Source organism: Namhaeicola litoreus, assembly GCF_042679565.1.
Taxonomy (GTDB): Bacteria; Bacteroidota; Bacteroidia; order Flavobacteriales; family Flavobacteriaceae; genus Namhaeicola; species Namhaeicola litoreus.
On record NZ_JBHTMY010000003.1, the window covers coordinates 757,440 to 783,169 of the forward strand.

23 protein-coding genes are annotated in these 25,730 nt (G+C 29.9%); 22 read left to right on the forward strand and 1 reads right to left on the reverse strand.

Translation table 11 applies throughout. The annotated features are described in order from the left end of the window. Positions 1-636 precede the first annotated feature (636 nt). Positions 637-1,032, reverse strand: a complete 396-nt coding sequence (locus ACFQ39_RS10655; RefSeq protein WP_377178857.1) for an HU family DNA-binding protein — start codon at positions 1,030-1,032, stop codon at positions 637-639. A 1,030-nt stretch (positions 1,033-2,062) separates the two neighbouring features. Between ACFQ39_RS10655 and ACFQ39_RS10660 the strand changes: the two genes are divergently transcribed. The 22 genes from ACFQ39_RS10660 (at position 2,063) to ACFQ39_RS10765 (ending at position 25,726) form a co-directional block, all read left to right on the forward strand. After that, positions 2,063-2,989 (forward strand): glycosyltransferase family 2 protein, encoded by a 927-nt coding sequence (locus tag ACFQ39_RS10660; RefSeq protein ID WP_377178859.1) that lies wholly within the window; start codon positions 2,063-2,065, stop codon positions 2,987-2,989. Beyond that, the gene (locus ACFQ39_RS10665) at positions 2,989-3,726 is read left to right on the forward strand and encodes a sulfotransferase family protein (protein WP_377178861.1); all 738 of its coding nucleotides are present in this window, start codon (positions 2,989-2,991) and stop codon (positions 3,724-3,726) included. Before ACFQ39_RS10660 ends, ACFQ39_RS10665 begins: the two co-directional genes overlap by 1 nt. Continuing rightward, the gene (locus ACFQ39_RS10670) at positions 3,717-4,064 is read left to right on the forward strand and encodes a hypothetical protein (protein WP_377178862.1); all 348 of its coding nucleotides are present in this window, start codon (positions 3,717-3,719) and stop codon (positions 4,062-4,064) included. Before ACFQ39_RS10665 ends, ACFQ39_RS10670 begins: the two co-directional genes overlap by 10 nt. A gap of 2 nt (positions 4,065-4,066) precedes the next feature. Next, positions 4,067-4,372, forward strand: a complete 306-nt coding sequence (locus tag ACFQ39_RS10675; protein ID WP_377178864.1) for an SMR family transporter — start codon at positions 4,067-4,069, stop codon at positions 4,370-4,372. A 256-nt stretch (positions 4,373-4,628) separates the two neighbouring features. Then, entirely contained in the window at positions 4,629-5,759 is a 1,131-nt protein-coding gene (gene rffA, locus ACFQ39_RS10680; protein WP_377178866.1) for a dTDP-4-amino-4,6-dideoxygalactose transaminase, read from the forward strand. Between the two features lie 1,085 nt (positions 5,760-6,844). Next, entirely contained in the window at positions 6,845-7,132 is a 288-nt protein-coding gene (locus ACFQ39_RS10685) for a hypothetical protein (RefSeq protein ID WP_377178868.1), read from the forward strand. Positions 7,133-8,367: 1,235 nt separating this feature from the next. Further along, positions 8,368-9,381 carry a UDP-N-acetylglucosamine 4,6-dehydratase (inverting) gene (gene pseB / locus ACFQ39_RS10690; protein WP_377178870.1) on the forward strand — a complete coding sequence of 338 codons (1,014 nt, stop codon included), beginning with the start codon at positions 8,368-8,370 and terminating at the stop codon, positions 9,379-9,381. A gap of 8 nt (positions 9,382-9,389) precedes the next feature. Then, positions 9,390-10,544, forward strand: a complete 1,155-nt coding sequence (gene pseC / locus ACFQ39_RS10695) for a UDP-4-amino-4,6-dideoxy-N-acetyl-beta-L-altrosamine transaminase (protein WP_377178872.1) — start codon at positions 9,390-9,392, stop codon at positions 10,542-10,544. After that, positions 10,541-11,236: a pseudaminic acid cytidylyltransferase gene (gene pseF, locus ACFQ39_RS10700; protein WP_377178874.1), complete on the forward strand. Its 696-nt coding sequence runs from the start codon at positions 10,541-10,543 to the stop codon at positions 11,234-11,236. The genes pseC and pseF overlap by 4 nt, the downstream gene beginning before the upstream one ends. Then, positions 11,229-12,212, forward strand: coding sequence for a UDP-2,4-diacetamido-2,4,6-trideoxy-beta-L-altropyranose hydrolase (gene pseG / locus ACFQ39_RS10705; protein WP_377178876.1), 984 nt, complete (start codon positions 11,229-11,231; stop codon positions 12,210-12,212). The genes pseF and pseG overlap by 8 nt, the downstream gene beginning before the upstream one ends. Then, entirely contained in the window at positions 12,205-12,672 is a 468-nt protein-coding gene (locus tag ACFQ39_RS10710) for a GNAT family N-acetyltransferase (RefSeq protein ID WP_377178878.1), read from the forward strand. The genes pseG and ACFQ39_RS10710 overlap by 8 nt, the downstream gene beginning before the upstream one ends. Further along, positions 12,669-13,706 (forward strand): pseudaminic acid synthase, encoded by a 1,038-nt coding sequence (gene pseI, locus ACFQ39_RS10715; protein WP_377178880.1) that lies wholly within the window; start codon positions 12,669-12,671, stop codon positions 13,704-13,706. Before ACFQ39_RS10710 ends, pseI begins: the two co-directional genes overlap by 4 nt. Positions 13,707-13,750: 44 nt before the next feature. Continuing rightward, complete coding sequence (locus ACFQ39_RS10720) at positions 13,751-15,106, forward strand: capsular polysaccharide export protein, LipB/KpsS family (RefSeq protein WP_377178882.1); 1,356 nt, start codon at positions 13,751-13,753, stop codon at positions 15,104-15,106. A 73-nt stretch (positions 15,107-15,179) separates the two neighbouring features. Continuing rightward, complete coding sequence (locus tag ACFQ39_RS10725; protein ID WP_377178884.1) at positions 15,180-16,979, forward strand: ABC transporter ATP-binding protein; 1,800 nt, start codon at positions 15,180-15,182, stop codon at positions 16,977-16,979. Positions 16,980-17,222: 243 nt separating this feature from the next. Further along, complete coding sequence (locus ACFQ39_RS10730; RefSeq protein ID WP_377178886.1) at positions 17,223-18,485, forward strand: hypothetical protein; 1,263 nt, start codon at positions 17,223-17,225, stop codon at positions 18,483-18,485. A 7-nt stretch (positions 18,486-18,492) separates the two neighbouring features. Next, positions 18,493-19,623, forward strand: coding sequence for a hypothetical protein (locus tag ACFQ39_RS10735; protein ID WP_377178888.1), 1,131 nt, complete (start codon positions 18,493-18,495; stop codon positions 19,621-19,623). A gap of 55 nt (positions 19,624-19,678) precedes the next feature. Then, a complete protein-coding gene (locus ACFQ39_RS10740; RefSeq protein WP_377178890.1) occupies positions 19,679-20,635 on the forward strand; it encodes a sulfotransferase domain-containing protein in 957 nt (318 codons plus the stop codon). Continuing rightward, positions 20,632-21,762 carry a polysaccharide (de)acetylase gene (locus ACFQ39_RS10745; protein ID WP_377178892.1) on the forward strand — a complete coding sequence of 377 codons (1,131 nt, stop codon included), beginning with the start codon at positions 20,632-20,634 and terminating at the stop codon, positions 21,760-21,762. Before ACFQ39_RS10740 ends, ACFQ39_RS10745 begins: the two co-directional genes overlap by 4 nt. Before the next feature lie 324 nt (positions 21,763-22,086). Then, positions 22,087-22,326 (forward strand): DapH/DapD/GlmU-related protein, encoded by a 240-nt coding sequence (locus tag ACFQ39_RS10750; protein WP_377178894.1) that lies wholly within the window; start codon positions 22,087-22,089, stop codon positions 22,324-22,326. A gap of 4 nt (positions 22,327-22,330) precedes the next feature. Then, entirely contained in the window at positions 22,331-23,407 is a 1,077-nt protein-coding gene (locus ACFQ39_RS10755) for a glycosyltransferase family 4 protein (RefSeq protein WP_377178896.1), read from the forward strand. Positions 23,408-23,481: 74 nt separating this feature from the next. After that, a complete protein-coding gene (locus ACFQ39_RS10760) occupies positions 23,482-24,537 on the forward strand; it encodes a glycosyltransferase (RefSeq protein WP_377178898.1) in 1,056 nt (351 codons plus the stop codon). After that, positions 24,518-25,726, forward strand: a complete 1,209-nt coding sequence (locus ACFQ39_RS10765; protein ID WP_377178900.1) for a glycosyltransferase family 4 protein — start codon at positions 24,518-24,520, stop codon at positions 25,724-25,726. The genes ACFQ39_RS10760 and ACFQ39_RS10765 overlap by 20 nt, the downstream gene beginning before the upstream one ends. Positions 25,727-25,730: the final 4 nt, after the last annotated feature.

Sequence of the window (25,730 nt, forward strand, 5' to 3'; positions counted from 1 at the left end):
TCGGGATAATATCGAGAGGTATTTGTTAGGAAATTTCGTTTTGTAGTTCTCAATACCCGCCACGGCGGGCAAGCATCGCTACGCGTCACTCGAACTGACAGGAGAATTGTCACCTCGAGTGATCCTGGGTCAACAGGATTGTATCGAGAGGTATTTGTTAGGTAATTTCGTTTTGTTGTTCTCGATACCCGCCACAGCGGGCAAGCATCGTTACGCGTCACTCGAACTGACAGGAGGATTGTCACCTCGAGTGATCCTGGGTGAACAGGATTGTATCGAGAGGTATTTATTAGGTAATTTCGTTTTGTAGTTCTCGATACCCGCCACGGCGGGCAGGCACCACCAATGTGGGCAAGCTCTCCTTTGCGGTACTCGAATTGACATATGCTGAGGCTGGTTAAAAGAAAGAAATTTTATATATAAAGTATTGTAAGTTTTACAAAAACATCTAATTTTGTACAGTCTTTTATAAGACGATAAAAAATAGCTCATTTTCAAGGAATTAAGCGGCCTGATCTTGAGCTTTTTTTAGATCTATATGTGACCATTTTTTTGAATGGAAAAGAAATTAGGATGAAGCAAAAAAAATGAGCTTCTTATTAGAAGCCCATTTTCATGTTCTATGATATAGAACGACTAAGCGACCTGATCTTGAATTTTAGAAAAATCCATTTTAGCTAACATCTTTTTTAACCTTTTTCCAGGCCTAAAGATGGTACGCGCACTTTTGATTGCAGTGGCCACCACTTCCTCGGCGGTATCTCTGCCTTCGCTTCGCAAAGTCAATTGGAAAGAACCAATATCGCCCAAGCGAACTGATCTTCCCTTGTTCATCTCACGAATAATGGTGCGTTCTACCGCTTTCAATACGCCGTAAATATCGGCTTCACTTAAAGTAGACTGGTCTGAAATAAACTCGGTCAACTCTTCAAAATCAACTGTACGTCCGCTCACGGCAGTGGCGTAGTACTTCTTTGGCGCAGATAAATCCCTGGGATTTATTTTCTGCTGAGCTTTAAAATTTAAACTCATTTTAAAAAATATTAAATTAATATAACCGGATATACCGGGTAAGAATTTTTCTTACAGGTCAAATGTATAGTCGTAAAAGTGCGAATTCTACAAATGGTTACTTTTTTTAATTCACAATTTTATGTTGATAAATTTTTTATTTTCCTAAACCCTTTATTTATATGCCTTCCACAGTTCAATACATCTAAAAAAATATTATTAGGTGTAAAATTTTAGATTTTATTTAGAATCCGGTTGTATTGCTGTTTTAACAGTAGAAAAATTTCTCCTATATTTTAGGAACATATTGATCTGTTAATCTGGCAAACATGCACTTTCTGTTTTGTTATGAAACTATTTGGGCAGCTGAATAAATTTCGATGGAAAAGATAGATAATCATATGTTATGGATGTATTTTAAGATATCCTATGACACCTAATTTTAAATGTATTTTCGAATTAAAAAAAGGACAAAAGCTTTTTTGAAAAGAATTTTTGCTTTCGGATAAATGATACTTAGCTTTTTATGGAAAGCACTTTTGCAATTTAATTCGAGCTACCTTGCTTTTTTTTAGGGTTAGATTTCATGAATCTTACATACTATGGGATATTTTTTATTTTTTTTCTTGCCTAAGCAGTATTTAAAGATCTATTTCCTTTCAATTCAAACTGTTAATAGGATGTTAAAAAGAAGCCTTATTTTTGCCCATATTACTGGGTTTTAGTCTAAGGAAAAAACTATATTTACAGCCTTAATCAATATTCCCCAAGCATCGAAAAAATTGCTCAAATAAGTTGCATTTTATCGCAGTAAACCCAAACGGTGCTTGAACCCGGAAGTGATTCTATTAACTGAATTCCAAGAAATATAATGGGAGTCAGCATGGCGAAGCTATGGTTGTTATAAAAAATTTAATGTTTCTCATGCCTACATTTAATAAATGTTCTGTAGGCTAAAGATGAAGACGTATTTATATTGGTTGAAAATACATTGTCTATTTGGAGGAGGCGATTATGGACTGATTTTATTGGTAAGTAAAATTTTTTTGATTTGAAAAAATTATATTCTATAGTAATACCTGTGTACCGAAGTTCTGATATTGTTGGTGAAACGGTATTTAAAATTCTACAAGTTCTAAGACAACGTGACTTGCAAGGAGAGATTATTTTAGTAAATGATGGAAGTCCTGACAATAGTTGGGAGGTCATAAAGGGATTAGCCGAAAAATATGAATTTGTTAAGGCGATCAACTTGGTTAAAAACTTTGGCCAACATAATGCGGTATTATGTGGTTTTAACTATGCAAATGGGGATTATATAATCACTATGGACGATGATATGCAAAATCCCCCAGATCAAATTTTACCCTTGATCGATTCAATGAATGATTCGGATTATGATTTAGTTTTTGGAAAGTTCAGATCGAAAAAGCATGCACATCACAGAAAATTAGGGAGTAAGTTGGTTGGTTACCTTAATTATAAGGTTTTTAACAAGCCAAAAGATATTACTCTAACAAATTTTCGAATCATTAAAAGAGATGTAATTGACAGGTTATTAACCTATAAGACGTCCTATCCCTATATACCAGGTCTTTTGCTTATGTTTTCTTCAAAAATTGGAAATGTAGATGTTGACCATGCCCCGAGAAAAGTGGGGGAATCCAACTATTCAGCAAAAAAGATCGTTCAGTTGATAAGTAGATTATTGATAAATTATTCTTCTTATCCTCTTAGATTATTGAGTAGTATAGGTCTATTCATCTCAGCATTGAGCTTTTTAGTTGGTTTGGCATATCTTTTAAAAGAAATATTACTTGGAAGTTCTGTTCAAGGATGGACAACTCTGGTTGTATTAACTGCTTTTTTAGGAGGCTTTATTATAGCATTACTTGGTGTAATTGGAGAATATTTATCAAGAATACTTGATCAGATTTCGTCCAATAAAAGTTATTTCGTTAAAGAAGTCATTGAGTGATGAATCACTGTATAATTGTTGGTGCGCAAAGAAGTGGAAGTACTTATTTGTTCAAATTATTGGAAGAACATCCTGAGGTTTGTGTTTCACAACCGTCCAAACCTGAACCTAAATATTTCCTTCATTTAGACCAGAATTTGAATAAGGATGAATATCTTAATAAGTATTTTTCCAATTGTGAAAAAGGGAAAAGGATTTATTTAGAAAAAAGCACTAGCTATTATGAAAGTAAGGAAGCGGCATCCAATATAAATAGAATACTACCGCAAGCCAAAATTCTTTTTGTTCTCAGAGATCCCGTAGAACGTGCACTTTCAAATTATTTTTTTAGTTTAAATAATGGACTTGAAACAAGGAGTTTAAAAGAAGTCTTTCTTGATAATATTCCCCCTCCTAAGTACAATAGGAGTGAAATTTCTGTGAATCCATTTGACTATTTAGGAAGAGGTGAATACTTAAATTATATCAAGACCTATCTCGATTATTTCTCTAGAGAAAATGTCAAAGTTGTGATACTCGAAGAACTATTAGATAGTGTTAATACGATTCAAGCAATATATTCCTTTTTAGGTATTTATAAATCTTACGTGCCATCAAACCTAAATCAAAAAATAAATATGTCACAGAGGAATGAGGAGGTAATAGATGTTATAAAAGTTCAATTAAAAGAATATTATAAAAAACATAATTTTCATTTGGAGAGTTTACTTCATCAAACATTGACAAATTGGAATTAAGAAAAGTTTTATTGGTTTTTTCGACCGTATTAGTTACTTTAATCAGTGCTTTATTATTGAATTACGGAGCAAAAATGAGTAATTCACTGATTAGTCCATTAGGAATTGGTATTATTAGTGTTGTGATTCTAGTCAACTTCCTTAAATTTGTTATTTGGGGTAAGGTTTATAAAAAATATGATCTAAGTAAAAGCTACCCACTAGTTTCATTGTTTTTTCCATTGTTATATGCCGTTGCACTATATAAAGGAGATGCCGAATTGAAAATGACAAAAGTTGTTGGAGTATGTTTTATTCTAACAGGTGTTTGGTTTATGAGTAGAAAAGTTAATATATAGCAATGAGTTATCTATATTTAGCTTTAGCTATATCATTTACTGCATTTGGCCAATTCTTTTATAAAAAATATACGAAAGATCATAAATTTTCGCACTTGGTCATAGCTCTTTTGTTATTTTTATTGATACCAATTTTGAATTTTCTTGCGTTAAGATCTATTAAAATTGACATTGTTTATATGTTAACCTCATTGACTATTTTAATTGTAGTTTTTCTATCAAGAATTTTTTTTAATGAAAATATAGATCGAAAAACCTTAGTAGGAATTTCATTTATTATTCTTGGTTTAATTTGTTATACAATTTAATATACATTATAAGTATCTAATTTCATCAGTTCATAATTATTGTGAAATTGCATTACAAGATACAGGAGATTCGATTACCATTTAATATAATGTATGGATTGGAGTAAAATCAAACAAATGGTAAGGGGTAAAGGTACATTAGGGGGCTGTTATTGCAGCTGGCATTGTTGTCCAAATAAATGTTCTTCCTTTTAAATTGTAGATGGTATTTTTGCAAAATTCATTTAAAAAAGAAATTTAAAAAACTAAGATAATAGTGAAAAAGATAAATTTCAATAAGCCATATTTAACAGGTAAAGAAGATAAATATATCCTGGAGGCTGTAAAAAGTGGTAAGATATCAGGAAATGGTATATTCACGAAAAAATGCCATGAATTCTTTGAGGATAGATATGGTTTTAAAAAATGTCTTTTGACCACATCTTGTACCGATGCACTTGAAATGGCAGCTATCTTAATCAATATAAATCCAGGAGATGAAGTAATTATGCCAAGTTACACATTTGTATCTACAGCAAATGCTTTTGTTTTAAGAGGAGCAAATATAATTTTTGCTGATAGTCATGCAGATCATCCTAATATTGACGAAACTAAGATCGAAGGGCTCATTACTTCAAAGACCAAAGCAATTGTTGTAGTGCATTATGCCGGTAATGCTTGTGAAATGGATACAATTATGGCCATTGCCTCTAAGCATAATATTTACGTTATTGAAGATGCAGCACAGGCCATAGATGCTTATTATAAAGGAAGACCCTTGGGAGGTATTGGCCACCTAGGAGCCTTTTCTTTTCATGAAACGAAAAACATCATTTCTGGTGAAGGTGGTATGTTAGTTATCAATGATGAAAAATTTTCACAGAGAGCAGAAATTATTTGGGAAAAAGGAACGAATAGATCTGCTTTTTTCAGAGGGGAAATAGACAAGTATGGTTGGGTGGATATAGGATCTTCATTTTTACCATCGGACATTAATGCAGCATTTTTGTTTGCACAATTGGAACACCTGGATGACATTCAACAAAAAAGGATTGATATTTGGAATAAGTACTATGAAGGGTTGTACGAATTAAAGCAAAGGAAAATTATTCAACTACCTAAAACGCCTGATTATTCTACGAATAATGCACATATGTTTTATATCGTTTGTGAAAGTGCCAATGAAAGAACTGACTTAATTGAATTTTTAAAGAATAATGGAATTGGTGCGGTGTTCCATTATTTATCGTTACATAAGAGTCCGTTTTATAAGAAAAAATATAGAGGTTTAGACTTAGTAAATTCCGATATTTATACTAATACATTATTAAGATTACCTCTTTTTTATGGGCTAAATCATGATCAAAGCTTTTTTATTACGGATACGATAAAGAGTTTTTATTTATGATGGCAGATAAAGTTGTGAGTTATTTTTGGAATAAAACCTTCTTCAATATTTTTATTTCATCGTTATTAATTAGCGTATTGTTTCTTTGGGTATGGAGTTTTTATTATCCCTATATAGGTAGAGATGGTTCATATTACTTATCAGTAGGTAGAGATGTTATTGTTTACAAGATTGGTTTTTATAATATAAACGTTCAGTACAATCCATTAGGGATTTATGTTTATGGTTTACCAAATCTATTTGGTGAACATATTTTGAAATATACCTATATGTTACTATTCGTAATAACCATATTAAATACCTTTTTATTTTATACAATTCTTAATTTAATTAATATAGGTAAACATATAAGAGTTTTTGTATCAACAATTTTTATTTTTTATTTTACCTTTCTCGGTGGAACCTATATTTATTTGGAAATAATAACATTATTTTTTATACTGCTAGTACTAATTTCATTTTTAAAAAAGCACTATTTTCTTACCGGATGTCTTCTCTTTTTGGCATTTTATACCAAACAATATGCCTTGTCTCTAGGACTGCCCATAACAATTTATACATTCTTTTATTCAAAAAAAAATATAGCTTTTAAGTCTCTAATATTGGTATTTTTTGGATTCATTACAATACTTTTTTTGATGTATTTTTTTCATTCAGATCAAGTTGATTTTATAAATTATTTGAAAAGATTAATCGCGCAAGCAAATGAAGAAGGTAGAATAAGGCACACCGGTAATTCTAATTTATTAATAGGTTTACTTGATTTTTTTAAGGTTTTCCTATATTATTTGTTTTTACCCTTTTCAATTTTTCTTATACTTGTGTATCAAATAAAAAATAGGGAGGTTTTTCTTTTTTTGATGGTCTTATTTAGTTCTCTTTTGAGCTTATTGTTTGCACAATTTGTTTATTATTATCTATTGATAATGCCTTGGTTTTTAGTTTTATTGGCTATTGGTTTACATATTGTCGACTTAAGTACAAAAATTAAACTTGTTTTTAGAGGGGTTTTAATAATTACATTAATATCAAGTTTGTATTGTTTTAAAATTGCATCGTATAAGAAAGAAAAGTATAAACAATCTATGTCAGAAATTAAAAAGGCAGAGGTATTTATTCCCAAAGGGAGTAAGGTATATCTTTTCACTAATGAAACACTTTATTATTATACACCATATTTTTCAGCTAATAGGTTGAAATTAGGATATAGTTTTCCAAAGGGTAGAACTATTGACTATATTATTGAAAGTATTGAGCCCAATTCTTATACCATAATGTCAAGCGAACAATATGCTTCAATGTTAAACAAGTTTTCGCAGCAATTTGAATTTTTAGGTTCAGATGATAAAAACACATATTTAAAAAAAGTATAGGAATTGGTTTAATGAGAATTAACTTATTCAAAAGGAAATTCTACTCATTTATTTCAAAATGATAACGCAAAAAATAACTTTAAAGCATTAGTTACCTCTAGAGGTGTTGTTCTTTTCATCATCATGTTGTCAAATACATGTAATTTGGATCTGCAATTTTATGAAAATCTTAATTTTCAAAGATTTGGTAAGACTAGGGAGAATTTATTTTTATTCTTTCGGCTTGTTTGTTATATAGACAAATAGAAATAGCTTTGCTAACAAATAAATCATCTAAATTGTCTTAAAAAATATTTCTTAAGACAATTTAAAAAAATTCATCCACTTTATATTATGATTTTTTAATTTGCATAACTTTGTAAACAGATTCTTTTGTCTTTACCCGGATCGGGAAATGTTCATTTTCGTATGGGGTTCGATAGTAAAAGCAATAATATTTTACAAAATTTGGCATAAAAAAGCTCCAATTTCAGTCATCAGTTGCCGGTTTTGAGCTCGTCTTTTCAAGCACCTTGTTTTATTAAAACTATAGTTTTAATGGTAACCAACTATATTTAGTATTTTTACAGCAAAATGGAATAGACCTAATTCAATGTACTAAGTACTAAAGAATAATTAACACCAGAATATTTGTAAATGGTCAATCGGAGTTAATTATTAAAAGGTTTTCAAGCTTTAATTTTAAAGATGAATTGAATCATATTTTACGATTTCCTTGCAAAGATTTTGACTGAATTCCATAAAGTGTTGTGCAATCTCAATAAATGCATTGTGCAAAGAGTCATTAGGTAAGTTTTAGTAACCAACAGTGAAAATAACTTTTGTACAATAACTCATTTTCTATACTTAAATAATTTAGAACTCATTGCATCCATCATGTCATTTAACGGTGTTGATTCTCGGATTCATGTGAATTGCTGCGAAACCGAGATATCTCAATTACATTTCTGATATTATCGTGAGATTTCTCCACTTCGATTTGAATGACCAACCACCAACACCAATCAAAATTTCTATAAATAAGAAGGAAACCATCGTGTATATCTTTTTCAAATTTTTATATTACATATAAAGTTTTTCTTTTTTTAAAAAATTAAATTTGCCCACGAATAAATAGCCTGAATTGGAACCTTTTTTTTAAAAAAAGGGACTGATAAGGGCGAAGCAATGGGAAATTAGATGATAATTTTAAATTTATTATTTTCTTTTGCATAAGTCGATAAAAAATAAAAGATATGTTTACTTTTAAAAATAAATCCATTTTAATTACGGGAGGAACAGGTTCTCTTGGTAAGGCATTGACAGACCATATTCTAAAAAAATACCCGGAAGTTAGGAGATTGGTTATTTTTTCACGAGATGAGCAAAAGCAGTTTCAAATGGCACAAGAATTTCCAGTGCAAAAATATTCGCAGATGCGCTATTTTATTGGAGATGTACGGGATAAAGATCGTTTGATTCGTGCGATGCAAGAGGTGGATTATGTGATACATGCGGCTGCCATGAAGCATGTACATATTGCAGAATACAATCCGGATGAATGTGTAAAAACCAATATTGGTGGTGCTGAAAATGTGGTGGACGCTTGCTTTAAAACAAAAGTGGAGCGCGTTGTAGCTTTATCTACAGACAAGGCTTGTGCACCAATTAATCTCTATGGAGCAACGAAATTGACTTCCGATAAATTATTTATTGCCGCAAATAATATTACAGGATTTAATCCGATTCGTTTTTCCGTTGTACGATATGGTAATGTGATGGGATCAAATGGTTCTGTAATTCCTTTTTTTATAGAGAAAAAAAGAAAAGGGGAACCCTTGCCCATAACCGATCCCACAATGACCCGCTTTAATATCTCTTTACAAGGAGGCGTTGACATGGTGATGCACGCTTTGGAACATGCCTGGGGAGGGGAACTTTTTGTGCCTAAAATACCATCCTATAAAATTATGGATATCGCGAACGCTATTGCACCTGATGCCGAAAAACCGATAGTTGGTATAAGACCTGGTGAAAAAATTCATGAAGAAATGATCACGCCATCAGACTCCTTTTACACCTATGATTTGGGTAAATACTATACAATTTTACCTGCAACACATAAATGGAGCTTAGAAGAATTTATAAAAGAATTCAAAGCGAAAAAAGTGTCGAAAGGTTTTAGTTATAATTCTGGCGAAAATGAAGAATGGGAAGATATGGAAACACTTCGACTTTTGATTAAAGAACATGTAGATTCTAATTTATAATATAGAGAATGTCTAATAAAATCATACCCTACGGGCGACAGTATATTGATCAGCAAGATATTGATGCTGTTGTACAAACTTTGAAAGCGGATTACTTAACACAAGGGCCTAAGGTTCAAGAGTTTGAAGAAAAGTTTTCGGCTTATGTGGGTTCGAAGTATGCGGTGGCAGTTAATAATGCTACATCTGGCTTACATTTATCGGTATTAGCCTTGGGTTTACAACCTGGAGATCGGGTGATTACAACCCCAATAACTTTTGCCGCTTCTGCTAATTGTGTTCGTTATTGTTTGGGAGAAGTTTGGTTTGCCGATATTGACCCGAACACTTATATATTGTCACTTGAAAAAACCAAAGAATTAATTGAAAGTAAACCTAAAGGCTTTTTTAAGGGAATAATTCCTGTTGATTTTGCGGGACTTCCTGTAAATCTTGAGGCTTTTCGTGTTTTAGCGAATGAACATGATTTGTGGATCATAGAAGACGCTTGTCACGCTCCGGGAGGTTTTTTTAAGGATTCAAAAGGAGTAAAACAAAACTGTGGTAATGGAAATTTTGCAGATATCGCTGTTTTTTCCTTTCATCCAGTAAAACATATTGCTTGTGGTGAAGGAGGTATGGTTACCACCAATTCTAAAAAATTGTATAATAAATTAGCTCTTTTGAGAACCCATGGAATTACGAAGGAAAAAATGGCAGAAAATCATGGAGGATGGTATTATGAAATGCAAGAATTAGGATTTAACTATCGATTAACCGATTTTCAATCTGCGCTTGGAATTACACAATTGGCGAAAAATGATGCAGGAGTTCAAAAGAGAAATGAAATTGCTACAATCTATAAAAATGCTTTTGATGGAATTTTAAAATACCAAAATCTACCAAAAGGAACTCTTAATGCGCATCATCTTTTTGTAATAGAGGTAGAAAAAAGAAAAGAATTGTACGATTTTTTAAAAGAAAACGGTATTTATTCTCAAATACATTATATCCCGGTACATAAATTACCCTATTATCAAGAATTAGGGTATCAAGAAGCAGACCTGAAAAATGCAGAAAATTACTATGGAAAATGTATTAGTTTACCTATGTTTCCTTCTTTGACAAAGGAGGAACAAGAATTTGTGATAGAAAAAGTACTTGAATTTTCTGAAAACAAGTGAAAATTTTAAAAAATTTAGCAATCATACCTGCAAGAGGTGGTAGTAAGAGAATACCAAAAAAAAATATAAAAGATTTTTTGGGAAAACCCATTATTGCTTACTCCATTGAAACGTCTTTAAAGTCAAACTTATTTGATGAAGTGGTAGTTTCAACCGATGATAATGAAATTGAAAAAATTGCGATACAATACGGGGCAACTGTACACAAAAGGTCTCAAAAGAATGCAGATGATTTTGCAACATTGTCAGATGTATTAGTTGAAGTTATACACCAATACCACAATCTAAAAATTGAGGTAGACAGTGTGTGCTGTATTTTACCAACGGCACCTTTTATTCGAACTCATCATTTAATTGAAAGTCAATATCTTTTTTTCAATAAAAATAAAGATTCATTAATACCTATTGTTGAATTTTCTTATCCAGTTCAGAGAAGTTTGATTATAAGTAAAGAAGGAACAATTTTGTTTTCGAATCCACAATATACCAATACAAGATCACAAGATTTAGAAAAACATTACCATGATGTTGGTCAGTTTTATTGGATAAAAGGGAAAGTTTTATTAAAATCAAAATCCTTAATGACGGATAATACAGGCTTTTATGAACTACCGTCCTTTTTAGTACAAGATATTGATACAGAAGATGATTGGAGAAATGCAGAATTGAAATATAAAATTTTGCATGGATAAGCCCAAAGTAATAATACGTGTTGATGGTAATTCTACCATTGGTTTAGGTCATATATATCGGGGTATTGCGTTGGCTGAAATGCTTAGAGATACTTTTTCGATCATATTTGTTACAAAAAAGGATAGTATCCAAACTCCAATTCATGAGGCGGGTTTTGAAGTTACACTATTGGCTGACACACTTAGTTTTGAAGATGAACCAATATGGTTTCATAAGAATTATACTAGAAGAAATATTATTGTTTTAGATGGATATGATTTTGAAGAAAACTATCAACAACAAATAAAGAAATTTGGTTTTCGATTAATTTATATAGATGACTTGGTCAGGGGTGTTCAAAAAGCAGATGTGGTTATAAATCATAGCCCAGGAATTAAGACCAGTGACTATAAAGTAGAACCGTATACGAAATTAGCCTTAGGATTAGATTTTGCTCTAGTAAGAAGACCATTTCTGAATGCTAGTTGCACACAATCATTATCTAGCAAACAATTCAAAAATGTTTTTGTCTCTTTTGGTGGGGCTGACAGTAATGATTTTTCTTTTAAAGTTGTTGAGCAATTAGTAAAGGTAAAAGATATAACAAAAATATTTGTATTACTAGGAGCGGCTTACAAACACGATCAATTAATTTCTCTAAAATCTGAAAAAGTTAAATTATTTAAAAATAGCAGTGAAAATGTAGTTTTTGAAATTATGTGCAAATCTGATTTCGCAATTGTTCCCGCAAGTACAATAAGCTTAGAACTTCTATTTTTAAATAAACCCATGCTTTTGGGTTACTTTGTTTTAAATCAAAAAAATATTTATCACGGTCTAATTGAGAATAAAATGGCAATACCATTAGGTGATTTTAACAAATTTGATTTTTCAAGATTAGAGTTCAATTTGAAATCTTATATTTCAAAAATAAAAAAATTGATGTTATATAACAATTATAATTCAAAAAAGAATATACAACAATTGTTTGAATAAAAATAGTTTAGATATAAGAAGAGCTACTAAGGATGATTTAAAATTCGTTTTTAAATTATCAAATGAAAATTCGGTACGTGAAAATTCTTTTAACTCAAAACCTATCCAATATGAAAATCATAATGAATGGTTTTTTAATCAATTACAAGATAAAAATATTCTTTTTTATATTCTAGAGTTTAAAAAGATATCAATAGGTCAAATACGTTATAATTTGAATGAAAATAATGCTATAATCGGAATTTCCATATCTGAAAAATTTAGAGGTCAAGGGCTTGCATTGAGAGGACTTGAAATATCGACAAATGAATACTTTAAAACCAATGAACTTCCAATTTATGCTTATATAAAAAAAACAAATGAAGGTTCAATTCAGTTATTTAAAAAAGCAGGGTTTAAATTAATTGACGAAGAAATAATTAATGGCATAGATAGTTTTATTTATAGATTAAAAAAATGAAAATAGATGATTTTAAATTAGGAAAAGGAAAAACCTTTATTATTGCTGAACTTTCAGCCAATCATGGGCACGATATTGAAATTGCGAAAGAAACGATAAGAGCTGCAAAGCGTGCAGGTGCAGATGCAATTAAATTACAAACCTATACAGCAGATACGATTACCTTAGATTGCGATAAAGATGATTTTATAATTAAAGGAACTATATGGGCAGGAAGAAAGTTATATGATTTATATAAGGAAGCTTTTTTGCCTTGGGAATGGCATGCCGATTTATTTAAAGTTGCAGAAGAAGAAGGATTGATTTGTTTCTCATCACCATTCGATAAAACGGCGGTTGATTTTTTAGAAGATTTGCAAGTACCAGCATATAAAATTGCTTCTTTTGAAATTACCGATATTCCTTTAATTGAATATGCTGCATCTAAAGGAAAACCCATGATTATGTCTACGGGAATTGCCGATGACAAAGATATTCAATTAGCTGTAGATGTATGTAGAAATGCGGGTAATAATGAAATTATATTATTAAAAACATCATCGCAATATCCGGCTAAGATTGAAGATGCTAATCTATTGATGATACCGGATTTGGCTAAACGTTATGGTGTTTTATCGGGTTTGTCCGATCATACTTCAGGAGAATTGGTCGCGATAACAGCAACTGCTTTAGGTGCTGTTGTAATTGAAAAACATTTTATTCTAAATAAATCTATTGGAGGACCGGATGCTTCATTTTCTTTAGATGAAAAAGCTTTTAAAAAAATGGTAAAGGCCGTTCGTTCTACCGAAAAATCTTTAGGAAAAGTAGATTATAGCTTAACAGCTAAAGCAAAGAAAAGCAGGGAATTTTCAAGATCCTTATATGTTATAAAAGATGTTAAAGCTGGTGAGAAATTATCAGATGAGAATGTGCGTTCTATTAGACCTGGTTTTGGTTTACATCCTAAATATTTTGACGAAGTAATTGGTAAATCGATGAAATGTGATGTTAGCAAAGGGTCAAGATTGAATAAAGATAATATTGCTATTTAATAAATTTTATGATAAAATCTTTCACTCTTTCTGTAGGTTAAAAAATGGATAATGTATGGTATTATAAACAGTCTGTAAAATTAGAAGAAAGAATTATCTCTGAGTTCAAACAGCAAGGAAAGTGGAATTTAGTTATTTGGAGTGACAATGAATTCTATAGATCAGTGCACAGTTCTCATGAAAGGGAATCTTTTTTCAAATTTAGTTATAAAAAAATGAATAATTCTGTCTATAATGGTATAAAACCTAAGTTGTTTAAATTTATTGAGATGTATTCGCGATGGTCGAAATTGGGCTCTTTTTTACCAGATAATCGTACTATATATGATTATGAAAATATCTTTAATATGATGGTTAATTATACCTACCATAAATTAGTTGATAACAAGATTTCTTTAATTATTTTTAATAGGGCACCACACATCGGAGGTGATTTCATTTTATATGAGCTGGGTCAGCTTTTAGGTATAAAAACGCTAATTATGGAGCAATCACAATTTCCCAATAAATTCTTCTATTATTTCAAAAATGAAGATTATGGAAATTTCGAGACATCAAGCAATCTAAGAGAGTACAATAAAATTGAAATCCAGTCGAAATTTGAAAAAGAAATTTGGTATATGAATAAGAAAGAAATTTCAACATTTAATATAAAAAATAGTTTGTATAAAAAATTTCAAGATGAATATAGGTTAATTAAGGAACTGTTTATTTATAGAACCGATAAAAATGCAATTGAACGTTATTTTTTAAAAAAAAAATATAAAAACAACAACAATTTATATTCCGTTTCATCTATTGATCTTAAGTTAAAATATGTGTATTTCCCTCTTCATTTGCAACCAGAAAAAACAACCTCTATTTGGGGTGGAGTATATGTAGATCAACTTTTAGCAGTCGAAAAACTAAGGGACATATTGCCTGAGGATTGGTATATCTATATAAAAGAGAATCCGAAACAAAATTATTATATCCGAGGAAATTCTTTTTATGAAAGATTGCGAAAAATAAATCATACAATATTGATAGACAAAAGGTTTGATACTTATAATTTAATGAAAAATTGTCAATTCGTTGCAACAGTTGCAGGAACAGCAGGTTGGGAGGCAATTACCGGAGGTAAAAAGACATTAGTTTTTGGATGGGGCGTTTGGTATAAGAATTTACCTGGTGTTTTCAAGTTTGACGAAGGTTTTAAATTAAATGATATTCTTGATTACAATTTTGAACATAACGAATTAGAAATAGCATTATCTAAATTGATGATGAAAATGGCAGAAGGAATTATTTACTTACAATATAGTAGGGGCTATAAAGATTATGATTTTGAAATAAACATTAGAACTGTATATAATTCGATGTATTCTATATTGTACAATAAGAATGGTGAAATAAATTAGCAACAATAATTCATACCAATTATATTAAAATAAGAAAAAATTGTACATAGAAATCTAATTCTCTAAAATAAACTTGTTAAACGAAACTAAAAAATATATCGTTAAAAACTTTGAAAACTTTGCATTTTTCTATAATCATTTAAAGTACAAAGTAATAATAATTGTTTTACTAAGCATTGCCGTAGGGCTTTTAGACGGTTTAGGTCTTACAATGTTTTTACCGTTGTTGCAATTAGTTTCTACAAGTCAAGAAGTTACGACTGATGGCCTTGGTAAGCTTGATTTTATTGTTATTTTTTTACGCAATATGGGTTTTGAGCTTAATTTATTGGTTGTTCTATTAACTATGACTTTATTTTTTATTTTAAAAGGTTTTGCAATTTTTTTTCAAAGTTATTACCAGGTAGTCGTACAACAGTTTTTTATTAGAAAAATAAGAATTGAAAACATCAATGATTTAAATAATATAGGTTATCAGTATTTTATGCAAGCCGATATTGGTCAAATTCAAAATACATTAACGGGGGAGGTTGAAAAAGTGATACGGGCTTTTGCTTTTTACTTTGTAGCATTTCAGCAATTAATTATGGTTTTTGTATATATGGGGTTTGCATTTTTTGTTGATTCTCAATTTGCCATTTTAGTTTCTCTGGGAGGCATTTTAACTAATGTAATTTTTAGGTCATTTTATAATAAAACAAAAGTTGCTTCGATTAAATTAACAGAAGAAAGTAATCAATTTCAAGGGTTAATAATTCAACATGTTCAGCATTATAAATATTTAAAAGCTACTGGTTTTGTTAAGAATTATGGAAAAAAATTAATTGAAAAAGTGGATTTAATTCAAGCAGAAGCTAAAAAAATAGGAGTTTTGGCATCAATTTTAAAAGGGCTGCGCGAACCTTTGTTAATTTTAGTAGTTTCAACTGTAATTTTAATTCAAGCCGAAGTATTAGGCTCTGACTTAGGCCCTATTCTAATATCTTTATTGTTTTTTTATAGAGCCCTTGTAGCTGTGATGGGTGCGCAATCTGCTTGGAATACTTTTTTAGGAAGTTCAGGATCTTTATACAATTTGAAAAATTTTTCAAAGTCTCTCAGAAATAATATAGAAACTAAGCAAAAGTCGAAAGAATTTCTCTTTGAGAATAGCATTTCGCTTAAAAACGTAAATGTGGTAATTGGAAAGACCAAAATTTTATCGGATATTAATATAAAAATTTCAAAAAATAAAGCAATAGCTTTTGTTGGTGAGAGTGGTAGCGGGAAAACAACTTTGATAAATGTATTATCTGGTTTATTACAACCGGAATCTGGTGAAATATCGGTGGATGGTGTAATATACGATAATCTAAACATGTCTGTATATCATAAGAAAATAGGCTACATTACACAAGAATCAGTTATTTTTAATGATACTATTTATAATAATGTTACTTTATGGGCGAAAAAGACTGAAAGTAATTTGAAGCGTTTTGAAAAGGCAATGAAGGATGCATCATTAAGCGAATTTTTACAAAGTACTCCCCAAGGTCGGGAAAATTTATTAGGTAACAATGGCGTGAACTTAAGCGGAGGTCAGCGACAAAGAATTTCAATTGCACGAGAACTTTTTAAAAAAATCGAAATTTTAATTTTAGACGAAGCAACATCAGCACTAGATTCTGAAACAGAAAAAGAAATTCAGAAAAACATCGATGCTTTAAAAGGAAAATATACGGTTTTGATTGTGGCGCATAGATTATCCACTATAAAAAATGTCGATATTATATTTTACTTAAATAAGGGTAGAGTTGTGAGCCATGGCACTTTCGAAGAATTAACGAAAGAAGTAAAAGAATTTAATAATTTGGTTAAATCTCAAAAAATTTAGTTGATAACTTCAATTATACTATGGCATAATTATTAAAATTTTAAAAGGAACCTCGTTTAGATGGTAAATTAATACTATACGTACTATTTTAATAGATCCTTAAATAGATTGATTATTTCTGATTTAAAAAGGGTTAAATTTAAGTTGTGTAAAGTTTTGACCTTATCATCCAATAATAAATAAAAATAATTTGTGTTGATGTTTTCTTTAGGAAATATAAGCACTATTGCTATTTGACATCAAATGAATAATGTAAATAACAATAATATAACAACTCAAAAAAAAAATAATTACGGTTTTTTTGCAACCGCAATGTTTTTAGTTTCACCAATTCTCACAGTCTATTTTGCTTTTAAAAACAAAAACGAAAAATGGTCGAAAAATATTCTTTGGTTTTTTGCAATATTTTTTGGTTACACACTTATATTAACTTCAGAGGGAATTGATGGCTATGTTTATTGGCAAGATTTAGTTATCATGCATCAGAGAAATACTAATTTCAATTATTTAAAGGATAGTATTTTTAATTCTGGAGAAAGTGTTGATTTTATTGCGCCCATACTTACGTACATAGTGTCATTATTTACAAATAGTGCCAAAGTTTTATTTGCAGTTTTTGGTTTAATTTTCGGATATTTTTATTCAAGATTAATTTGGTATTTAATAAAGAATGAATCAGAAAGACTTAGTTTTAATAAAATATTGCTTCTGACTTGTTTCGCATTAACTAATCCCTTGTGGAATATTAATGGTTTTAGATTTTGGACAGCTTCCATAATTTTTGTTTATGGTGTTTGCTTTTATTTATTAAATGGTCAAAAAAAAAAAAAACTGTTCATAATTATTTTAACTCCATTAATTCATTTTTCATTTTCAGCAGCGGTTTTAATATTTATATTATATATTTTCATAGGAAATAGAACGTTTATTTATTTTGCTTTATTTTTTTCTACTATTTATTACTCTATTTTGAATTTTGAGTTTTTACAAAATATTTCATATGTTTATTTACCCGAAGCATACAATAATCGTGTTATAGGTTATACTAACGAAGCTTATGGAGAGCAAGTTGATCTCAGAAAATTAAGTATTAACTGGTATGTCTCTATTCATAATATAGTTATTATATGGTTTACCCGGATTTCCTTATTACTCTTATTCCTATTCAGGAAAAGTATTATCGCGAATAATAGTAAGTTTGAAAATTTATTTGCATTTACTTTGTTATTTTATTCCTATGCTAATGTCATGTCGAATATTCCCTCTGGAGCAAGATTTTTAACTATAGCTATTATGCTCACATTTTTTATCTTAATTAGATATTATCAATATTTTAATATAGGAATGAAAAAATTTATTGTTTTGGGAACTCCAATTTTGATTATGTTTATTATTGTACGTTTAAGAATGGGTTTTGATTTTATTAATATTACAGCAATTTTTGGTAACCCAATGATTGCTTTTTTTTATGAAAATACCATGCCTTTAATTGATTTGATAAAATAAAAATATATTGAAAATTTTAATTATTTCCCGCTCCTTTTATCCAATGAATACTCCAAGGGCATTTCGAACTACAGAACTTGTGAAAGAGTTTTCTCGCATAGGTCATGAGGTTACCTTGTATACACATATGGATAATAAGCAAAAGGGATTTAAAAAAAAGTATAAATTAAATTTAAAAGTACTACCAACCCCACGATGGAAAACACCAAATTTAGGTACCCATAAAATACCCAAATTGGTTAATAGAGCTTTCTATAGAATTTTATCTAACTATTTAGATTTTCCCTCATGTGAATATTATTTCTTGGTGAAAAATGCTCTTAAGAATGAAAAGAATTACGACCTATTAATTTCAATTGCCATACCTCATACTATTCATTGGGGAGTTGCAGGAGCATTAAGGGTAAATAAAAATTTGACTAAAACATGGATTGCGGATTGTGGGGATCCTTATTTAATAGTTGAAAATGATACCTTTCAAAAACCTTTTTATTTTAAGTATTTGGAACGCTGGTGGGCTAAAAGGGTTGATTTTATAACAGTTCCTGTTCAAGGAGCTATAAAGGCATATAATCATAGTATACAAACTAAAATTAAGGTAATTCCACAGGGGTTTAATTTTGATGAAATAAAAACTCTTGTAAAAGGAATAAATCGAAGCTATAATAAGGTTCCAACTTTTATTTATGGTGGTGGTTTTATTCCTAATAATAGAGATCCGAGACAATTTTTAGAATATTTGAACTCTCTTAAAGTAAATTTTAAATTTTATGTTTATACTAATAAGTTGGAGTTAGTTCAATATTACGCAGATAAATCACAAAATAGAATTGAAATATTTCCAATAATTTCACGAAATGAATTTTTAAAAGTACTTGTCAAGATGGATTTCGTAGTAAATTTTGAAAATAAAGGGAATAACCAAGTTCCCAGTAAGTTGATAGATTATGCAATATTAAACAAACCTATACTTTCTGTTTCTTCCCAAGATATACCAAAAGCTACAATTGATAATTTTTTAAAAGGAAATTATGAAGATGCCTATATAGTGGCGAATGTAGAGAATTATAATATTAAAAATGTTGTAGAAAATTTTTTGAGTTTACATGAATATAACGATAAGGTTAAGAAAAGTTAAATAATACCTAATGATAGTGTAAACAAATAGTAGATAAAATCTTAAATTATTACTAATGAAATTGAATCAATCAGCAGCATTAAGGTTTATAAACAAGTTCTCAAACATTCATTTACCATCTAATAAGAAGAATATTTTTATTTTTTCAATGCCTCGAAGCGGTTCAACATGGCTACAAGAGTTAATTTGGACACAAAAGGGAATTAAATATTGCAATGAACCTTTAAATATAAGAGATAAAAAAATAAGAGAATTATCAGGAATAACAAGTTGGGAGGAATTGTACGACGAAGAAAACAGGAATAAATTGATAAAGTATTTTAAAAAACATTGTGTTGGTAAAATCAATTGGATGAATCCAAATCCTTTAAGAAAAAACTATAATTTTTTCACAGATAGAATGGTTTTTAAAATTATAAATGGAGGAGAATACCTGATTAATGAAATTTCCGACAATTGCAATGGCAAAGTTGTTTACCTAATTCGCCACCCAATTCCTGTAGCACTCTCAAGAAAGCTATTACCAAGATTAGAAACGTTATGTTCAAAAAATGTTATTGGTAGATTTCCTGCCGATATACAGCGATTAGCAATGGATATAAATAATAATGATGATTTTTTAGAAAAAGCCATACTTTCTTGGTGTATTCAAAATAGAATTGCATTGGAAAAACGAAGATCTGACTGGTTGATTATTACCTATGAGCAATTGGTTGTCGATCCAAGACCAATTGTCGATAAAATGGTCAGTGAATTGGAACTCGAAGATTCAGAGAAAATTTTTAACCAATTAAATATTCCTTCTCGGGTTACTGTTCAGTCAGGTAAAGAAAAATCACATAAAATTAAAAATAAAGAGAATAATGAAAGTAAAGATTTTATTGAATTATGGCGTTCCAAAGTAGATTCAAAAAAAGAAGCGGAGCTTTTTAAAATAATTGATCTTTTTGGATTGGGTGATATATATCAAAAAGGAAGTTCCTATCCTTCTCAAAAATATCTGATTAGATGATGAATTTAGTATCCAAATTTGCAAAAGGATATGTAAATTCTTTTGGATGGAAAACCGATAAAAAAATTATAGTTATTGAGTCCGATGATTGGGGAAGTATTCGAATGCCTAACAAGGAAGTTTTATCAAAACTTTCTCAAAAAAATCCAAAAATACTGCTAGACAGATATTCATTAACTGACTCCATTGCAAATGTTACGGATTTAGAAAATTTATTTGAAGTTTTACATAAGTTTAAAGATTTTAAAGGTAATCCACCAATCATTACGGCAAATACGATCGTTGGAAATCCGGATTTTAAAAAAATTAAGGAATCTGATTTCAATAATTATTTTTTTGAAACTTTTGATAATACGATCATGAAGTTACCTGACGGTCATAAAATATTGGACTTATGGGAAGAGGGAATTGCGGGTAAAATTTTTAAACCCCAATTGCACGGAAGAGAACATCTACATGCCTTATTATGGTTAGAAGAGCTAAAATTAGGAAATAAAGATTTATTAGCTGCTTTTGAGTCGGAATGCTTTGGTATACCGTACCAACAAATTGTAATCAATAAAAGAAAAAACCTAATGTCGGCTTTAGATGAAAATGGGTTTTCAGAAGAAACTATATTTCAACAAAATTATATTAAAGAGGCTAGTAAAGTTTTTAGTGATTATTTTGGATATACTTCAAAATCATATATCGCAGCTGCGTATATTTGGCATCCCAATTTGGAAAAGGTTTTAAAAGAAAGTGGTGTTCATTATTTACAGGGCTTACCGGTGCAATATATTCCTTCAAAGTCTAAAGGTAATTTTAAAAGGAAATTACATTATACAGGTCAAAAAAATAAGTTAAATCAAATTTATTTGACTAGAAATGTTTTTTTTGAACCGACTTCAAACCCCCAAGTCGATTGGGTTAAAAAGGCTTTATTGAAAATAGAGCTTTCCTTTCACAAGAGACTACCAGCAATTATGGGCTCTCATCGGATTAATTATATTGGCTCCCTAATACCGAAAAATAGAGATCAAAATTTAAAATTGTTAGAAGAGCTTTTAAAAAAGGTTTTACAAAAATGGCCAGATGTTGAATTTATGAGTTCTGATGAATTAGGTGGGATAATTGAAACGGAATAGCTTTAATGTTTAAAATTAAAAATATTTATGCTAAAAAAACTAATAAATAGAGCTTCTTATGAAATATTTGAATTTATAGAAATATTTGTTTCACTTATTCCTGGAACCCTAGGAAAATATTTTAGAATGGGTTTTTATAAATTATATTTAAAAAAATGTGGTAAAAATCTCAGTACTGGAATTTGAATTAAGATCCAAAGGCCCAGAAATATTTCTATTGGTGAAAATGTTGAAATTAATTACGGAGTTTGGATAGCTGCAAATGACAATGAAAATGGTAAAATATTTATTGGGAATAATGTCCTTATAGGACCATACACTATAATGCATAGTGGTAATCATAAATTCAAAGAACCAAATAAAAATATTAATAATCAGGGGTTTAATTTTAAGAATATTACCGTTGAAGTTGATGTCTGGATTGCTGCAAGATGTACTATATTATCTGGCGTTAATATTGGTAAGGGTTCAGTCATAGCAGCAGGTTCTGTAATTACCAAAGACATACAACCTTACTCGGTTGTTGCCGGGGTACCTGGAAAGATTATTGCAAAAAGAAAATAATTTCATGAAAATTCTTTTTATCACAGGATCATTAAATCAAGGAGGGGCGGAATATCAAATTTTACAATTGGCAAAATTATTTCAAGATAAGGGTCATGAAATTGAAGTTTTTGCCCTAACAGATTATAGCTTTTACAAGTATTTTGTGGATAATAATAACATAAAATATTTTCATTTATACAACTATCAAAATAGGATAAAGCGCATATGGTTGACCTCACGAAAGATTAAAAAGTTTCAACCAGACCTTATTGTTTCTTATTTGAAAGTTGTTGGTCAAGTGACAATTATTGCGAGATTGTTGAGTGGAGTAAAATGCAAAGTCATTGTAGGAGAAAGAACAGCTGATATTCAACCAAGGATGGATAGATTTCATTTTAACTTAATGCGCTTGGCCAATGCCATAACTGTTAATTCCATTTCCAAATTAGATTATTTAAAGAAAAATTTCAAGAGAATAAAAAACAAAACCTATTTTTTTCCTAATCTTTTAGATGTTTCCAAAATTTCATTTTTGGAGAAATCTTATGCCAATAATACATTGCACTTAGGTTTTATAGGTAGAATTTCTAGGGAAAAGAATATTTTAGAAATGATTAAAGCAGTTTCTCTGCTCCATAAAAAGAATATTCCTATCCATTTTTCTATTTATGGAGATTCTAGAAATGTTAGTTATTTGGATAATGTCAATACACTAATTAAAAAGGAAAAATTAGAAGCTGCGGTTACGTTATGTGGTAAATCAAATGAAATTTTAGAAGTATATAAAAAAATTGACTTATTGATATTGATTTCTAATTATGAAGGCTTTTCAAATGTCATATCAGAAGCATTGGCATCCGGAATACCTGTAATAACAAGTGATATTCCAGAAAATAAATATTTAATAGAGGATGGGATTAATGGTTTCGTTGTCAACCATAAGGATGTTAATTCTATTGCTACTGGTATTGAAAAATTCATCAAATTACCAACAGATTATAAGAAGAAGATGGGTTTGGAAAATCGAAAGAAAGCCAAGTCCATTTTTAACCAAGACTTGGTCTATGAAAAATATATAGATCTTATAGAAAGTATCTAGCAGCTTTGAAAGAAATTAGAATTTGTTGTTCTCTTAATTATGCTCCGCACTATCGCAAAGAGATTTTTTTATTCATGGAAAAAGCATTGGGTTGTGATTTTTATTTTGGAAATAATACTTATGGGAGTATAAAAAAAATGGATTATGTCCTTTTTAACAAAATGGTAATTGAATTTCCTTTTAAAATTATAAAAAAACCCTTCTATTATTTACAGGGTGAATCTAAGCTAAGTAATTTGGATTACAACTATTATATCATTACAGGACAACCCTATGATATAACAGCCTGGATACTTATTATAAAAAATTTTTTTAAAGGTAAAAGAACCTACATTTGGAATCATGGATTTTACGGTAAAGAAACGGGTATTCAATTAATTTTAAAAAAGTTACAAGCAAAGCTAGTGACAGGGTATTTTCTTTATGGAAATTATGCCAAAGATTTAATGTTAGGAATGGGGATTCCTCAGCAAAAACTAAAAGTTGTGTATAATTCACTCGATTACCAAAAACAATTTGAAGTCAGAAAAACCTTAAAGCATTCAGCTATTTTAAAAAATTATTTCAATAATAGTGACTCTACCCTTCTTTTTATCGGGCGACTGACGCAAATTAAAAAACTTGACTTGCTCCTAGACGCATTACATAGGCTGAATTCTATTCATAAACCGTGTAACCTAATCATTATAGGAGAGGGAAGTGAGTGTGAAAAACTAAGAGATAAGTCAGAGCGTATGGGACTTTCGAATAGGGTTTGGTTCTATGGAGCTTGTTATGATGAGAGTATATTGGGAGAACTTATCTATAATTCAGACCTTTGTGTTTCTCCTGGTAATGTTGGTCTGACTGCTATCCATTCAATGGGTTATGGAACTCCTGTGATCACACATGATAATTTTAAAAATCAGATGCCAGAATTTGAGGTTATTGTCAAAAACAAAACTGGCTCTTTTTTTAGTGAAAATAACTTACAAAGTCTAGTTAATGTAATTGAGAATTGGATAACTATGTATCCCAAAAAATCTGATAAAGTTATGAAGGAATGTTTTGACCGGATTGATCGATTCTATAATCCTCATTACCAAATAAAAATATTTAAAGAAACGTTATTTGAAGATTTTACAAATTAATACGACTTTAAATACTGGCAGTAGAGGGAAAATTGCAGAGCAAATAGGCCAGACTGTTTTACTAAACGGGCAAGATAGTTATATTGCTTTTTCCCGACAAGGCCAGCCCTCCAATTCTATTCCTTTAAAAATTGGGACACTAAAGGATGTTTACCAGCATGTTTTAATTACAAGAATTTTTGATACCCATGGTTTTGGTTCGAAAAAAGCTACAAGAAAGTTAGTTGAAGAAATAGAGATCATACAACCAGATATTATCCATTTACATAATATCCATGGTTATTATTTAAATATTGAAGTCCTGTTTGATTTTATTAGGGATAAAAATATTCCAGTTGTATGGACTTTTCATGATTGTTGGCCATTTACCGGTCATTGTTCTTATTTTGATCGATTTAATTGCGAAAAATGGAAAACCGAATGCTTTAAATGCCCTATGAAAAGTTATTATCCAGAAAGTTGGTTTTTCGATAATTCAAAAGATAACTTTCTTCGTAAAAAAGCACTTTTTAATTCGATCAATAATTTAACAATTGTAACACCATCTTTTTGGTTGAAAGACTTAGTAGGTCAATCTTTTTTGAAAGAAAAATTGGTCAAAGTAATTCCTAATGGGATTGACTTGTCCATTTTTAAACCTGTTTCATCAGGCATTAGTCAAAAACTGAAAATTGTAAATTTTCAAGTTATTTTAGGGGTTGCCAGTATTTGGGATAAAAGAAAAGGTTTAGACGATTTTATAGCATTAAACAATATTATATCCGCTGAATATAAAATTGTTTTGATTGGTTTAACCAAAAAACAAATAAAAGGTTTGCCTGAAAATATTTTAGGCATTTCTCGAACAGAAAGTGTTTATCAAATGGCTGAATTATATTCCTTAGCAACAGCATTTGTTAATCCAACCTATAGTGATAATTTTCCTACAACAAATATTGAAGCTTTGGCCTGTGGTACCCCCGTCATTACTTATGATACAGGTGGAAGTCCGGAATCTATAGATGCTGATACCGGAATAGTGGTTAAAAAAGGTGATATTGGGGGTTTAAAAAGTGCTATAGATACTATTGTTAAAAACCCCAAAAGATTTTCAATCGGAAATTGTAAGAAAAGAGCGGAGAACCACTATAATAAAGATAAAACTTATATTAAATATCTTCAATTATATAAGGACCTTTTAAAAGGGTAATTTT

Bases quoted from the DNA above. Each gene is read 5' to 3' on its own strand.
- ACFQ39_RS10745 (WP_377178892.1), top strand. From the start codon at position 20,632: ATGATGAATTTAGTATCCAAATTTGCAAAAGGATATGTAAATTCTTTT.
- ACFQ39_RS10665 (WP_377178861.1), top strand. From the start codon at position 2,989: ATGAATCACTGTATAATTGTTGGTGCGCAAAGAAGTGGAAGTACTTAT.
- ACFQ39_RS10760 (WP_377178898.1), top strand. From the start codon at position 23,482: ATGGAAAAAGCATTGGGTTGTGATTTTTATTTTGGAAATAATACTTAT.
- ACFQ39_RS10755 (WP_377178896.1), top strand. From the start codon at position 22,331: ATGAAAATTCTTTTTATCACAGGATCATTAAATCAAGGAGGGGCGGAA.
- ACFQ39_RS10675 (WP_377178864.1), top strand. From the start codon at position 4,067: ATGAGTTATCTATATTTAGCTTTAGCTATATCATTTACTGCATTTGGC.
- pseB (WP_377178870.1), top strand. From the start codon at position 8,368: ATGTTTACTTTTAAAAATAAATCCATTTTAATTACGGGAGGAACAGGT.
- pseI (WP_377178880.1), top strand. From the start codon at position 12,669: ATGAAAATAGATGATTTTAAATTAGGAAAAGGAAAAACCTTTATTATT.
- pseC (WP_377178872.1), top strand. From the start codon at position 9,390: ATGTCTAATAAAATCATACCCTACGGGCGACAGTATATTGATCAGCAA.
- ACFQ39_RS10750 (WP_377178894.1), top strand. From the start codon at position 22,087: ATGCATAGTGGTAATCATAAATTCAAAGAACCAAATAAAAATATTAAT.
- ACFQ39_RS10655 (WP_377178857.1), bottom strand. From the start codon at position 1,032: ATGAGTTTAAATTTTAAAGCTCAGCAGAAAATAAATCCCAGGGATTTA.
- pseG (WP_377178876.1), top strand. From the start codon at position 11,229: ATGGATAAGCCCAAAGTAATAATACGTGTTGATGGTAATTCTACCATT.
- ACFQ39_RS10740 (WP_377178890.1), top strand. From the start codon at position 19,679: ATGAAATTGAATCAATCAGCAGCATTAAGGTTTATAAACAAGTTCTCA.
- ACFQ39_RS10720 (WP_377178882.1), top strand. From the start codon at position 13,751: ATGGATAATGTATGGTATTATAAACAGTCTGTAAAATTAGAAGAAAGA.
- ACFQ39_RS10685 (WP_377178868.1), top strand. From the start codon at position 6,845: ATGTCAGAAATTAAAAAGGCAGAGGTATTTATTCCCAAAGGGAGTAAG.
- ACFQ39_RS10730 (WP_377178886.1), top strand. From the start codon at position 17,223: ATGAATAATGTAAATAACAATAATATAACAACTCAAAAAAAAAATAAT.